General features: G+C 60.8%; 11 protein-coding genes. 5 read left to right on the top strand and 6 right to left on the bottom strand.

Features of this window, described 5'->3' with window-relative positions:
- Positions 1 to 19: 19 nt before the first annotated feature.
- The 4 genes from tauA to HU762_RS16960 form a co-directional block, all read right to left on the bottom strand.
- Positions 20 to 997 (bottom strand): taurine ABC transporter substrate-binding protein, encoded by a 978-nt coding sequence (tauA, locus tag HU762_RS16975; RefSeq protein WP_186638957.1) that lies wholly within the window; start codon positions 995 to 997, stop codon positions 20 to 22.
- 246 nt (positions 998 to 1,243) lie between these two features.
- Complete coding sequence (gene gshA, locus HU762_RS16970) at positions 1,244 to 2,827, bottom strand: glutamate--cysteine ligase (protein WP_186638955.1); 1,584 nt, start codon at positions 2,825 to 2,827, stop codon at positions 1,244 to 1,246.
- A gap of 179 nt (positions 2,828 to 3,006) precedes the next feature.
- On the bottom strand, positions 3,007 to 3,390 hold the full coding sequence (locus HU762_RS16965) for a PaaI family thioesterase (protein ID WP_186638953.1): 384 nt from the start codon (positions 3,388 to 3,390) through the stop codon (positions 3,007 to 3,009).
- Entirely contained in the window at positions 3,390 to 5,714 is a 2,325-nt protein-coding gene (locus HU762_RS16960) for a Tex family protein (protein WP_186638951.1), read from the bottom strand. The genes HU762_RS16965 and HU762_RS16960 overlap by 1 nt, the downstream gene beginning before the upstream one ends.
- Before the next feature lie 356 nt (positions 5,715 to 6,070).
- Between HU762_RS16960 and ompR the strand changes: the two genes are divergently transcribed.
- Together ompR and HU762_RS16950 are read left to right on the top strand one after the other, a co-directional pair.
- Complete coding sequence (gene ompR, locus HU762_RS16955) at positions 6,071 to 6,811, top strand: two-component system response regulator OmpR (protein WP_003186825.1); 741 nt, start codon at positions 6,071 to 6,073, stop codon at positions 6,809 to 6,811.
- A gap of 107 nt (positions 6,812 to 6,918) precedes the next feature.
- Entirely contained in the window at positions 6,919 to 8,232 is a 1,314-nt protein-coding gene (locus tag HU762_RS16950) for an ATP-binding protein (protein WP_186612585.1), read from the top strand.
- Between the two features lie 76 nt (positions 8,233 to 8,308).
- On the opposite strand, the gene rimK is transcribed toward HU762_RS16950, so the two are convergent.
- Both rimK and HU762_RS16940 read right to left on the bottom strand, forming a co-directional pair.
- Complete coding sequence (rimK, locus tag HU762_RS16945) at positions 8,309 to 9,214, bottom strand: 30S ribosomal protein S6--L-glutamate ligase (RefSeq protein ID WP_003196697.1); 906 nt, start codon at positions 9,212 to 9,214, stop codon at positions 8,309 to 8,311.
- Entirely contained in the window at positions 9,211 to 9,675 is a 465-nt protein-coding gene (locus HU762_RS16940; RefSeq protein ID WP_186612649.1) for an ATP-dependent zinc protease, read from the bottom strand. Before HU762_RS16940 ends, rimK begins: the two co-directional genes overlap by 4 nt.
- Before the next feature lie 253 nt (positions 9,676 to 9,928).
- On the opposite strand from HU762_RS16940, the gene HU762_RS16935 reads away from it, so the two are divergent.
- The 3 genes from HU762_RS16935 to HU762_RS16925 all read left to right on the top strand — a co-directional run bounded on the left by HU762_RS16935 (position 9,929) and on the right by HU762_RS16925 (position 13,199).
- Positions 9,929 to 10,333, top strand: a complete 405-nt coding sequence (locus HU762_RS16935) for a S4 domain-containing protein (RefSeq protein WP_186639054.1) — start codon at positions 9,929 to 9,931, stop codon at positions 10,331 to 10,333.
- 240 nt (positions 10,334 to 10,573) lie between these two features.
- Positions 10,574 to 11,476, top strand: coding sequence for an Hsp33 family molecular chaperone HslO (gene hslO, locus HU762_RS16930; protein WP_186638950.1), 903 nt, complete (start codon positions 10,574 to 10,576; stop codon positions 11,474 to 11,476).
- A gap of 178 nt (positions 11,477 to 11,654) precedes the next feature.
- Positions 11,655 to 13,199, top strand: coding sequence for a phosphoenolpyruvate carboxykinase (locus tag HU762_RS16925; protein ID WP_186638948.1), 1,545 nt, complete (start codon positions 11,655 to 11,657; stop codon positions 13,197 to 13,199).
- Positions 13,200 to 13,257: the final 58 nt, after the last annotated feature.

Raw genomic sequence — 13,257 nt, 5'->3', positions numbered from 1 at the left:
TCTCCCTTTTTCGTCTGGATCAGCGCGTGATGTATTGGGCGCTGACGTATGGCGCGTAATCCGGCAGCACGGCTTCGACCTTGCCTTGCTCCTTGAGGAACGCGGCGGTGTTGGTGATAGCTTGGGTGGTCGGTGCGCCGAGGCTCACCACTTGATCGGCGGCCAGCGGGAAGACGTTGCCTTGTAGCAAAAGGGGGATGTCGCTGGACTTGGCCCCGGAGAGTTTCACCAGCTTGTCGATGTTGGACGCATCGGCCAGCCAGGCTTGTGGATCCTTGCGGTACTGGGCGTAGGCGTCCAGGGTGACTTTGGCGAAGGCCGTGACAATTTCGGGGTGCTTCTGGGCGAAATCCTTGCGCACGATCCAGGCATCGAACGTCGGTGCGCCAAACTGGGCCAGCTCAGCTGAAGTGATCAGCACCTTGCCGTTTTCCTTGGCCACGCCCAAAGCGGGGTCCCAGACGTACGTGGCATCGATGTCGCCGCGCTTCCAGGCGGCGATGATGGCCGGTGGCGCGAGGTTGAGCACGGTGACTTTCGACGGGTCGATATTCCAGTGTTTCAGCGCGGCCAGCAGGCTGTAATGACCGGTGGAGACAAATGGCACGGCGATTTTCTTGCCGATCAGGTCTTGTGGAGTCTTGATGCCGGAGCCGTCACGCACCACCAAGGCTTCGGCGGCGCCGATCTGCGTGGCGATGAGGAAAGTTTCTACCGGAACCTTGCGCGTGATGGCAGCGGTCAGCGGGCTGGAACCGAGGTAGCCGATCTGCACATCGCCCGAAGCGATGGCGGCAATGATATCGGCGCCATTGTCGAACTTGCGCCAGTCGATGTTGGCCTTGGTGGCTTTCTCATACGAGCCATCGGCCTGGGCGACTTTTGCCGGGTCGACGGTGGTCTGGTAGGCGACGGTCAGATCCGTCGCCTGGGCAAAAAGGCTCGCCGCGGCCAGGGAAGCGGCCGCGAGAAAGCGAAGGGGGAAAGTCAGAGACATGGCAAAGCTCCTCAACAGGCCGCCGGATGTTCGGCGTTGGAGGAGACTAAATGATCTAAGAATTAGTAAATAAATAACTTTTTCGAATTAGCTTATTTGCGAACATATCTATCCAAGATGGCTAATAACCCCGTGGCGAGGGAGCTTGCTCCCGCTCGGCTGCGTAGCGGCCGCAAAATGGGCCTGCTGCGCAGCCGAGCGGGAGCAAGCTCCCTCGCCACAGAAGCGTCCTCATCAAGAGGAAAGTCAGTTACTGATCGCCAGGATGCTCGCCTGATACGAACCCACGAACACGTCAAAGTCTCCCACCTCGTTCTGCTCCAGCTCGGTTTGCTGGACCAAGGACTGGCGGGCGGTTTCTTCGAACGCGGCTTGCTCTTCGGTCGACAGCGGCTGGGCGCGGAAGAACTCGGCGTGGGCCTTGCTCTGGCGCAGGGAGAACTGGGCGAAGCTTTCGCGGTGCTCGGCCATGGCGGCCAAGACCTTGGCAGACGGCGTCAGCGACGGGTCGCGGACTTTTGCCTGTTGCGCGTCGAGAGCCTGGCGATGGGCATCACCGCCTTGGCTCTGGTCAAGCAGGGCGGCCAGCGGAGCAATCTTTTCCAGCAATTCCATGGCCCAGGCTTGCATGTCCACCGATTGGCCCTGGCGTTGCAGGTGCAGGCCTGGCTTGCGGCCTTCCTTGACCACGGTCAGGAAGTTGCTCGTAGCGTTGCTGCATTCGTTGTTTTCCAACTGCGGGCTGTCGTTGAGGCCGCAATACAACAGGAACGCATCGAGGAACCGCGACTCGGTGAGGTCGATGCCCATCGGCAGGAACGGGTTGATGTCCAGGCAACGCACTTCGACGTACTGGATCCCACGGGCCATCAGCGCCTGGATCGGGCGCTCGCCGGTATACGTCACGCGCTTGGGGCGGATGTTGGAGTAGTACTCGTTTTCGATCTGCAGGATGTTGGTGTTGAGCTGCACCCATTCGCCGTTCTGGTGAGTGCCGACTTCCACATACGGCGCGTAAGGGGTTGCCACCGCTTTGCGCAGGCTGTCGGTGTAGCTTGTCAGATCGTTGTAGCAGGGGGTCAAGCCGGCCTGGGCGTTGCTCTGGTAACCCAGGTCGCTCATGCGCAGGCTGGTGGCGTACGGCAGGTACAAGGTGTCCGGATCCAGCTGTTCCAACTGATGCGGGCGGCCACGCAGGAAGCCGGCGTCCAAGGCCGGCGAGGCGCCGAACAGGTACATCAGTAGCCAGCTGTAGCGCCGGAAATTGCGGATCAACGCGATGTAGGCCGACGACTGGAAATCGCGGTCGCTGACGTCACTGGCTTCGTCCTGCCGGAGCAGCGGCCAGAGCTTTTCCGGCAGGGAAAAATTGTAATGAATGCCGGCGATGCATTGCATGGTCTTGCCGTAGCGCAGGGCCAAACCCTTGCGGTAGACATATTTGAGCCGGCCGATATTCGAGGTGCCGTAATAGGCAATCGGGATGTCTTCTTCGGCCGGCAGCGGACACGGCATCGAAGGGCTCCACAGGTACTCGTCGCCGAGTTTGCTGTAGGCAAACCGGTGGATCTTGTCGAGGCTGCGCAGGGTGTCGGCCGGGTTGGCCAGCGCCGGCGTGATGAATTCCAGCAGCGACTCGGAATAGTCGGTGGTGATCTGTTCGTTGGTCAGCGCCGAACCCAGGGCCTGGGGATGCGGCGTCTGCGCCAGTTGCCCGTTTTCCGTGACGCGCAGGCATTCACGCTCGATGCCATGCAGGCATTGTTCGAGCAGGGAGAGGTTGGCGCGCTCGCCGAGCAGGGCCAGGCGGCGGTTTAAAAGGTCGCTCAAGTTGAATTCCTTCACGCGTCAGTCGCCCCAATATGGGGGTGGGCAAGACGGTCTACAAGGGTGAAGTTAAAACTGGCGTAGTCGCCTGGTTTGTATGCCAAAGGCTAGTCATCGCAACCCACAGGGGCTTCGCCGCTGCATTCATGGCGTCGAAATTAACCCAAATCGATGACACTGAGCTATAGGACAGCGAACGTGCCTTGCGCTTTTGCGACCAGCTTGTCGCCTTGCATCACCTCGGCCTCGACCACCAGCGTGCGCCGCCCGGGGTGGATGACCCGGGCAGTGCATAGAACCTCGCCGTCGGACACGGCGCGAATGTAGTTGATCTTGCATTCAATGGTCGCGCTCTGCTGGTCAAAGCCATGGACGCTGGAGCAGGCCAGTCCCATGGCGATGTCCACCAGGCTGAACAGCGCGCCACCGTGCAGCTTGCCGCCACGGTTGCGCAACGGCGGCTCAAGGCTCAGGGCGACTTGCGCCACCCCGTCCCCAAGGCTTTGCAGGCGGCAGCCGAGCAGCTTGAAAAAGGCGCTTTCCACTAACCCGGCCGGCGCGTCCATCAGCGTTTCTTCAACTGCTTGGCGTTGGCGAACAGCGAGGCCATGGCGTTGTTGGCAGGAGCCGCCGTAGCGGTTTCCTTGCGCGGCGCGGTGTTCTGCGATTGACGTGGCGTCGAGCCAGGACGCGCACCGCGGGCACCGTCGACTTTCTCGCCCGGCGTGTCGCTCATGCGCATCGACAGGCCGACGCGTTTGCGCGGAATATCGACTTCCATGACCTTCACTTTCACCACATCACCGGCCTTCACCGCTTCGCGCGGGTCCTTGATGAACTTCTCGGACAACGCCGAGATATGCACCAGACCGTCCTGATGCACGCCGATGTCGACGAATGCGCCGAAGTTGGTGACGTTGGTCACCACGCCCTCGAGAATCATGCCCGGTTGCAGGTCCTTGAGGTCTTCGACGCCGTCCTGGAACTCGGCGGTCTTGAATTCAGGACGCGGGTCGCGCCCCGGTTTTTCCAGTTCCTGCAGGATGTCAGTGACGGTCGGCAGGCCGAAGGTTTCGTCGGTGAATTTCTTCGGGTCCAGGCGCTTGAGGAACGCGGCGTCACCGACCAGCGAGCGAATGTCACGATCGGTCTGGGCAGCGATGCGTTGCACCAGCGGGTAGGCTTCCGGGTGGACCGCAGAGGAATCGAGCGGGTTATCGCCGTTCATGACACGCAGGAAGCCTGCGGCCTGTTCGAAGGTTTTCTCACCCAGGCGCGGCACTTTTTTCAGCGCGGCGCGGGTCTTGAATGCGCCGTGTTCGTCGCGGTGGGTGACGATGTTCTGCGCCAGCGTGGCGTTCAGGCCCGAAATGCGCGCCAACAACGCCACCGAAGCAGTGTTCACGTCCACGCCCACGGCGTTCACGCAATCTTCCACCACCGCGTCCAGGCCGCGCGCCAGTTTCAGTTGGGAAACGTCGTGCTGGTACTGGCCGACTCCGATGGATTTCGGGTCGATCTTCACCAGTTCCGCCAGCGGATCCTGCAAGCGACGGGCGATGGACACCGCGCCACGGATCGACACGTCCAGGTCGGGGAATTCCTTGGACGCCAGTTCCGACGCCGAATAAACCGAAGCGCCGGCCTCGGAGACCATGACCTTGGTCATTTTCATGGCCGGGTATTTCTTGATCAGCTCGGCGGCCAGCTTGTCGGTCTCACGGCTGGCGGTGCCGTTGCCGATGGCGATCAGGTCGACCGAATGCTTGGCGCACAAGGCGGCAAGGATGGCGATGGTCTGGTCCCACTTGTTGTGGGGCACGTGCGGGTAGACCGTGGCGTGGTCCAGCAGTTTGCCGGTGGAATCCACCACCGCCACTTTGCAACCGGTGCGCAGACCCGGGTCCAGGCCCAGCGTGGCCCGCGGGCCGGCCGGTGCGGCCAGCAACAGGTCGTGGAGGTTGTGGGCGAACACGTTGATCGCCTCGGTCTCGGCGTTATCACGCAATTCGCCGAGCAAGTCGGTTTCCAAGTGGGTGTAGAGCTTGACCTTCCAGGTCCAGCGCACCACTTCGGCCAGCCATTTGTCGGCTGCGCGGTTCTGGTTCTGGATGCCGAACTGCTGGCCGATCATGCCTTCGCACGGGTGCATGGTTCCGGGCAATTCTTCACCGACCTTCAGCGCGGAACTGAGGATGCCTTCGTTGCGACCGCGGAAAATCGCCAGGGCGCGGTGGGATGGCATGCTTTTGAGCGGCTCGTCGTGTTCGAAGTAGTCGCGGAACTTCGCGCCTTCCTCTTCCTTGCCCGCGATCACTCGGGCACTGAGGATGGCTTCCTGCTTGAGGAAGTTGCGCAGTTTTTCCAACAGATTGGCGTCTTCGGCGAAACGCTCCATGAGGATGTACTTGGCGCCTTCCAACGCGGCCTTCACGTCCGCCACGCCTTTTTCGGCATCGACGAAGCGCGCGGCTTCGGTTTCCGGCGCCAGGGTCGGGTCGCTGAACAGGCCGTCGGCCAGCTCGCCGAGGCCGGCTTCCAGGGCGATCTGGCCCTTGGTGCGGCGCTTCTGCTTGTAGGGCAGGTACAAGTCTTCGAGACGGGTCTTGGTGTCGGCCAGCTTGATGTCGCGTTCAAGTTGCGGGGTCAGCTTGCCTTGCTCCTGGATGCTGGCCAGGATGCTGATGCGCCGTTCGTCGAGTTCTCGCAGGTAGCGCAGGCGCTCTTCAAGATGACGCAGTTGGATGTCATCGAGGCTGCCTGTCACTTCTTTCCGGTAACGGGCGATGAAAGGTACCGTGGAGCCTTCATCCAGTAGCGCGACGGCCGCTTCGACCTGTTGTGGGCGTACGCCGAGTTCCTCGGCGATGCGGCTGTTGATGCTGTCCATAAAACCACCTGACAAATTGTGAAATCAGGCTCGCCACCACAGAAGCCGGGCTCGACGAGACTGGTTGAGCGGCCCGGGGTGCGCCGCTGCCTGGGTCAAGAGGCTGCCAATTGACCCGTTAAATTCAAAAAGTGCTGCCTGGCCAGAGGGGAAACCGCCGCATCGGTGTAACGATCCGGCACATCCTGGCGCCAAAGGCCGCGCATTATAACCAGCGTTCCGCTGTTCGGGGGCGTCGTGAAACGTGCGCTTGATAGGACGATCGCTGGAGATAGAGGAAAAATCTGCTAACAATGCACACGGTGCGTATAACGGCAGCTAAGCCATAATGCGCGCCAAGATCAAAGGAGCTTCCTATGAGCAGCACTGCACAAACTGCTGAAGGCGAAAAAATTCTGATTGTTGATGACGATCCAGGGCTGAGCAGCCTGTTGGAACGCTTTTTCGTCAGCAAGGGCTACCGCGCCCGTACCGTACCAAACACCGAGCAAATGGATCGGCTGCTGGCCCGTGAGGTTTTCAACCTCGTGGTCCTTGACCTGATGCTGCCCGGCGAAGACGGCTTGACAGCCTGCCGTCGCCTGCGCGGTGCCAACAACCAGATCCCGATCATCATGCTCACCGCCAAGGGCGACGAACTGAGCCGTATCAAAGGGCTGGAGTTGGGCGCCGACGATTACCTGGCCAAGCCTTTCAACCCGGATGAACTGATGGCTCGGGTCAAGGCGGTCTTGCGTCGCCAGTCGGCCCCGGTGCCAGGCGCGCCGGGCAGCGAAGACGAAAGCGTGACCTTCGGCGACTACGAGCTGTCGTTGGCCACTCGCGAGCTCAAGCGTGGCAACGAGATCCACATGCTCACCACCGGCGAATTCGCGGTACTCAAGGCCCTGGTGATGAATGCGCGCCAGCCGCTGACCCGTGACAAGTTGATGAACCTGGCCCGCGGTCGGGAGTGGGATGCGCTGGAGCGCTCCATCGACGTGCAGATTTCCCGCCTGCGTCGGATGATCGAGCCCGACCCGTCCAAGCCGCGTTATATCCAGACCGTCTGGGGCGTAGGCTACGTGTTCGTGCCGGATGGCGCCGCCAGCAAGTGATCGGCGATTTGTAGGAGCGGGTGGCCTGGCTGGATATTTTCCAGGCGACTCGCGATCCGTCATTGTGCGAGCATCGCTCGCTCCTGCAAGTATGTAGCGGTTATTTCATGAAAACCCCTGTGTGGTTCCCCCAGAGTTTCTTCTCTCGCACCCTCTGGCTGGTGCTGATCGTCGTGCTTTTTTCCAAGGCGCTGACGTTGGTTTATCTATTGATGAACGAGGACGTGCTGGTGGATCGCCAATACAGTCACGGCGTTGCCTTGACCTTGCGCGCCTACTGGGCAGCCGACGAAACCAATCGAGCGAAGATCGCAGAAGCGGCAACGTTGATCCGGGTCGTCGGTGCCGGCGTGCCAGAAGGGGAGCAGCACTGGCCGTACAGCGAGATCTATCAACGCCAGATGCAGGACGAACTGGGCGCCGATACCGAAGTGCGACTGCGCATGCACTCGCCGCCGGCCTTGTGGGTGCGTGCCCCGAGCCTGGGGGACGGTTGGCTGAAGGTGCCGCTGTACCCTCATCCATTGCGCGGCCAGAAAATCTGGAACGTGCTTGGTTGGTTCCTCGCAATCGGCCTGTTATCAACCGCTTCGGCGTGGATCTTCGTCAGCCAGCTCAACCAGCCGTTGAAGCGCCTGGTCTACGCCGCTCGCCAACTGGGCCAGGGTCGAAGCGTGCGGTTGCCGGTCAGCGATACGCCCAGCGAGATGACCGAAGTCTACCGCGCCTTCAACCAGATGGCGGAGGATGTCGAACAGGCCGGGCGCGAGCGCGAGCTGATGCTCGCCGGTGTTTCCCATGACTTGCGCACGCCCTTGACCCGGTTACGGCTGTCACTGGAGCTGATGGGTGAGCATACCGACCTGACCGATGAAATGGTTCGCGATATCGAAGACATGGATGCGATTCTCGACCAGTTCCTGGCGTTTATTCGCGACGGTCGCGATGAGTCGGTGGAAGAAGTGGACCTCAGCGAATTGGTGCGGGAGGTGGCCGCGCCCTATAACCAGAACGAGGAAAAAGTCCACTTGCGCCTGGAACCGATCCAGCCGTTCCCGCTACGCCGCGTGTCGATGAAGCGTTTGCTGAACAACCTGATTGGCAACGCCCTGAATCACGCCGGCACCGGAGTGGAAGTCGCTGCCTATGTTTCTGGCGACACCAGCGCGCCTTACGTGGTGCTGAGCGTCATGGATCGAGGCGCCGGTATTGATCCGTCCGAACTGGAAGCCATTTTCAACCCGTTCACCCGCGGCGACCGCGCCCGGGGAGGGAAGGGCACCGGCCTGGGCCTGGCTATCGTCAAGCGCATTGCTTCGATGCATGGCGGCAACGTGGAGTTGCGCAACCGCGTCGGCGGCGGGCTGGAGGCTCGGGTGCGCTTGCCGTTGGGGTTGATGTTGCCCAGGGATGCGGTATAGAGGCAGCTACGAGTTATAAGCTGCAAGCTGCAAGTTAAAGCGGTTCAGCTTGTAGCTTGCGGCTCATAGCTGCTTCTTAGCCTTTCCCTTTGGTCCGGGTCATGTTCGGCCCGCCATTCTTTTCCAAATGCTCGATGATGATCCCCGCCACGTTCTTGCTGGTGGTGGTCTCGATCCCTTCCAGCCCCGGCGAGGAATTGACCTCCATCACCAGCGGCCCGTGATTGGAACGCAGGATGTCCACGCCCGCCACGGCCAGGCCCATGACTTTTGCCGCGCGCAGGGCGGTCATGCGTTCTTCCGGGGTAATCTTGATCAGGCTCGCGCTGCCGCCGCGATGCAAGTTGGAGCGAAACTCGCCTGGCTTGGCCTGGCGTTTCATCGAGGCGATGACCTTGTCACCGACCACGAAGCAGCGAATGTCCGCGCCACCGGCTTCCTTGATGTATTCCTGGACCATGATGTTCTGCTTGAGGCCCATGAACGCCTCGATCACCGATTCCGCCGCCGTCGCGGTCTCACAGAGGACCACGCCGATGCCCTGTGTGCCCTCCAATACCTTGATCACCAGCGGCGCGCCGTTGACCATCGCGATCAGGTCAGGAATGTCGTCGGGAGAATGGGCAAAGCCGGTCACGGGCAAACCGATACCGCGCCGGGACAGCAATTGCAGAGAGCGCAGCTTGTCCCGGGAGCGGGCAATCGCGACGGACTCATTGAGGGGAAACACGCCCATCATTTCGAACTGGCGCAATACCGCGCAACCATAGAACGTCACGGATGCGCCGATGCGTGGAATCACCGCATCGAAGCCTTCCAGCGGTTTGCCGCGGTAATGGATCTGCGGCTTGTGGCTGGCAATGTTCATATAGGCGCGCAGGGTATCGATCACCACCATTTCATGGCCACGTTCGGTTCCGGCCTCAACCAGGCGACGAGTGGAATACAGACGCGGATTTCGCGACAGCACAGCGATCTTCATGCAACACCTGTGGCGGAGGTAGTGGACGCCGGGAATGCCGGCTTGTCTTGAACGTATTTGATGCCTGGATTGACCACCAGTTGGCCGTCGATCAAGGCTTTGGAACCCAGCAAAAGGCGATATCGCATGGATTTGCGGCAGGCCAGGGTGAACTCGACCCGCCAGAACCGATCGCCCAGCGCCAACGTGGTGCTGATCACGTAGCGGACCTGGGCGTGGCCGTTGGAGCTCTTGATGGTCTTGCGCGCCACCAGTGGCGCTTCGCAGCGACGATGGCGCAACTGCACCACCGTCCCTAGGTGCGCGGTGAAACGTACCCATTTTTCACCGTCGCGCTCGAAGGGCTCGATGTCGGTGGCGTGCAGGCTGGAAGTGCTGGCGCCGGTGTCGATTTTCGCCCGCAAGCCAGCGACTCCCAGATCCGGGAGCGCCACCCATTCGCGCAGACCGACGACGGTCAGATGGTCAAAAGTCTTCAATAAAAACAACCTGCAATCGGCACATCGGATCGTGGGCCCGCGAATCGCGGTATTCACGCAGAATAATCACAAAATGGCGACAGTTATCTACACAGATGTTTGCGCTTGTAACCGATAGCGACCCTGGCCAAGCGCGTGGGCGGTTCGGGCGGGCATTCTATCTGTCTGATCGGATTCGTGCGCCCGACAAAAACGGTAGTACAGTTCTGGCTATTGGTTGGAATGAGGAATGGCAGTGGCACAAAAAAACGAAGAGGACGACAAGGTTCGTCTCGATAAATGGCTGTGGGCGGCGCGATTCTACAAGACCCGTGCACTGGCCAAGGCGGCCATCGAAAGCGGTAAGGTTCATCATCGAGGCGAGCGTTGCAAGCCTGGCAAAGAGCCACGCATCGGTGATGAATTCGTCATCCGTACTGGGTTCGATGAGAAGACCGTGGTGGTCGAGGCCCTGTCAATCGTGCGTCGCGGCGCGCCAGAAGCGCAGGCGCTGTATCGGGAAACCGAAGCCAGCATTGCCAAGCGTGAGGCTGCGGCGGCGCAACGCAAGGCCGGCGCCTTGGGTGTGAGCACCGATGGCAAGCCGAGCAAGAAACAGCGACGGGACCTGTTCAAGTTTCATGGCAGTAATAGCGATTAACATGGCATTGAGGTTGCCCCGTGGCGAGGGAGCTTGCTCCCGCTGGATGGCGCGGCAGTCACAAAATCTTGCGGTCGCTACGCAACCGAGCGGGAGCAAGCTCCCTCGCCACAACAGCATTATCATGCAGACAGGCGCTCAGCCCTTCCCGTCAGGCAACATCATGCCTTGCTTGGAACCCACCCTGAATGCCCATAAAATGCCCGCCATCATTTGTCATCACCTCAGATACCAGACCCTATGACTGATTTACCGGATACCGACTACACCCAGCGTTTCATCTTCGATGACAGCGATGCTCGTGGCGAATTGGTGGCGCTGGAGCGTAGTTACGCCGAAGTCCTCGCCAAGCACCCCTATCCGGAGCCGGTCGCGCAAATGCTCGGCGAATTGATGGCGGCGGCGGCGTTGCTGGTGGGTACCTTGAAGTTCGATGGCTTGCTGATTCTGCAGGCCCGTTCCGAGGGCCCGGTGCCGCTGTTGATGATCGAATGCTCCAGCGAGCGCCAGATTCGTGGCCTGGCCCGTTATCACGCCGAGCAGATCGCCCCCGACGCGACGCTGGCCGACATGATGCCCAACGGCGTGCTGGCCCTGACGGTCGACCCGACCCAAGGCCAGCGCTACCAAGGCATCGTCGATCTCGACGGGGCGACGTTGGCCGATTGCTTCACCAACTATTTCGTCATGTCCCAACAGACCAACACCCGTTTCTGGCTCTACGCCGACGGCCGGCGCGCCCGTGGTCTGCTGCTGCAGCAACTGCCCGCCGACCGCATCCGAGACCCGGAAGATCGCGATGCCAGCTGGCAGCACGTTACCGCTCTGGCCAGCACCTTGAGCGCCGATGAATTGCTGGGCCTGGACAACGAAACCATCCTCCATCGCCTCTACCACGAAGAGCAGGTACGCCTGTTCGAGGGGCAGCCGTTGCGCTTCGAATGCAGTTGCTCTCGTGAACGTTCCGCTAATGCGCTGGTCAGTCTGGGTCTGGAAGATGCGCAGCAACTGGTGATCGAGCATGGCGGGGCCATCGAAGTCGATTGCCAGTTTTGCAATGAGCGCTACCTGTTCGACGCGGCGGACATTACGCAATTGTTCGCTGGGGCGGGTGTCGACATACCGTCAGATACTCGTCACTAAAACGGTTCAGCGCAGGTAAATCTCCTAGCAAACGCCGGTTTTACGCCGTACTGACGGGAGGGCCCTACTTTTTTTGGGCTTTTCTGGCATAATCCGGCCCACTTTTTTCGGGTAGTAGTGCGCGACTTCCTACTACAAAACGTTTGGAGCACTCGGCCACGGGCCGACGGGGAATCTCATGACGCAAGCCAATAACGCCGTGTACACCGATCTGAGTGTCGATGATCTGGTCAAAGAAGCCCTGAATCGCGGTGAAGGCGAGCTTGCCGATACTGGCGCGCTGGTTGTTCGTACCGGTCATCGTACCGGTCGTTCGCCGGTTGACCGTTTCATCGTGGAAGAGCCGACCACCCAGGACGCCATTGCCTGGGGCCCGATCAACCGCAAGTTCCCGGCCGACAAGTTCGACGCCCTGTGGAACCGCGTCGAAGCCTACCTGGGCGAGCGCGAGCGTTTTGTCTCCCACGTGCATGTAGGGTCCGATCCTGCGCACTACCTGCCGGTCAAGATGACCACCGAGACGGCCTGGCATAACCTGTTCGGCCGTTGCCTGTTCATCAACCCCGAGCAATACAACGCCGGCGGCAAGGACGAGTGGCAGATCCTCAACGCACCGAACTTCGTCTGCGAGCCTGAGCGTGACGGCACCAATTCCGATGGCACCGTGATCATCAATTTCGCGGCCAAGAAAGTGCTGATCGCCGGCATGCGCTACGCCGGTGAAATGAAGAAAGCCCTGTTCTCCGTGCAAAACTTCCTGCTGCCCGCTGTTGACGTGCTGCCAATGCACTGCGCCGCGAACATGGGCGAAGACGGCGACGTGACCCTGTTCTTCGGCCTGTCGGGCACCGGCAAGACCACCCTGTCCGCAGACGAAAGCCGTTACCTGATCGGCGACGACGAACACGGCTGGGGCGTGGGTGTGGTCTTCAACATCGAAGGCGGCTGCTATGCAAAGTGCATCGATTTGTCCGAGAAGAACGAGCCGGTCATCTGGAAAGCCATCCAGCACGGCGCCGTACTGGAAAACGTCGTCCTCGACCCAGTCACCAAGAAAGCCGACTACGCCGACGACAGCCTGACCCAGAACAGCCGCGCTGCCTACCCGCGTGAGCTGATCGAAAAGCGCGCGCCAAAAAATCTCGGTGGCGAGCCAAACGCGGTGATCTTCCTGACCTGCGACCTGACCGGCGTATTGCCGCCCGTGTCGATCCTCAGCGAAGAGCAAGCCGCCTACCACTTCCTGTCCGGCTACACCGCACTGGTGGGCTCGACCGAAATGGGCTCGGGCAGCGGCATCAAGTCGACGTTCTCCACCTGCTTCGGCGCCCCGTTCTTCCCGCGCCCAGCCGGTGAATACGCTGAGCTGCTGATCAAGCGCATCCGTGGTTTCGGCTCCAAGGTCTATCTGGTCAACACCGGTTGGACCGGCGGCGGCTACGGTGTCGGCAAGCGCTTCAACATCCCGACCACCCGTGCGGTGATCGCGGCGATCCAGAGCGGCGCGCTGATCGGTGCTGAAACCGAACACCTGGACATCATCAACCTGGACGTGCCGCTGGCTGTTCCAGGCGTCGAGACTGGCTTGTTGAACCCACGCAACACCTGGGCCGACAAATCCGCCTACGACGAAGCGGCCAAGGCATTGGCCGGTCTGTTCATCGAGAACTTCAAGAAGTTCGAAGTGAGCGACGCGATCAAGGCGGCCGGTCCGCAGTTGTAAGGTTTGCTTCAAAAATGAGAAAGCCGCCCTTCAGGGCGGCTTTTTTGTGGGCGGCTAT

The sequence above is a fragment of the Pseudomonas sp. SWRI92 genome (assembly GCF_014268685.1).
GTDB classification, from domain to species: Bacteria; Pseudomonadota; Gammaproteobacteria; order Pseudomonadales; family Pseudomonadaceae; genus Aquipseudomonas; species Aquipseudomonas marvdashtae.
The sequence above is the reverse complement of the archived record's forward strand: the minus strand, read 5'-3'. Positions and strand labels throughout refer to the sequence as shown.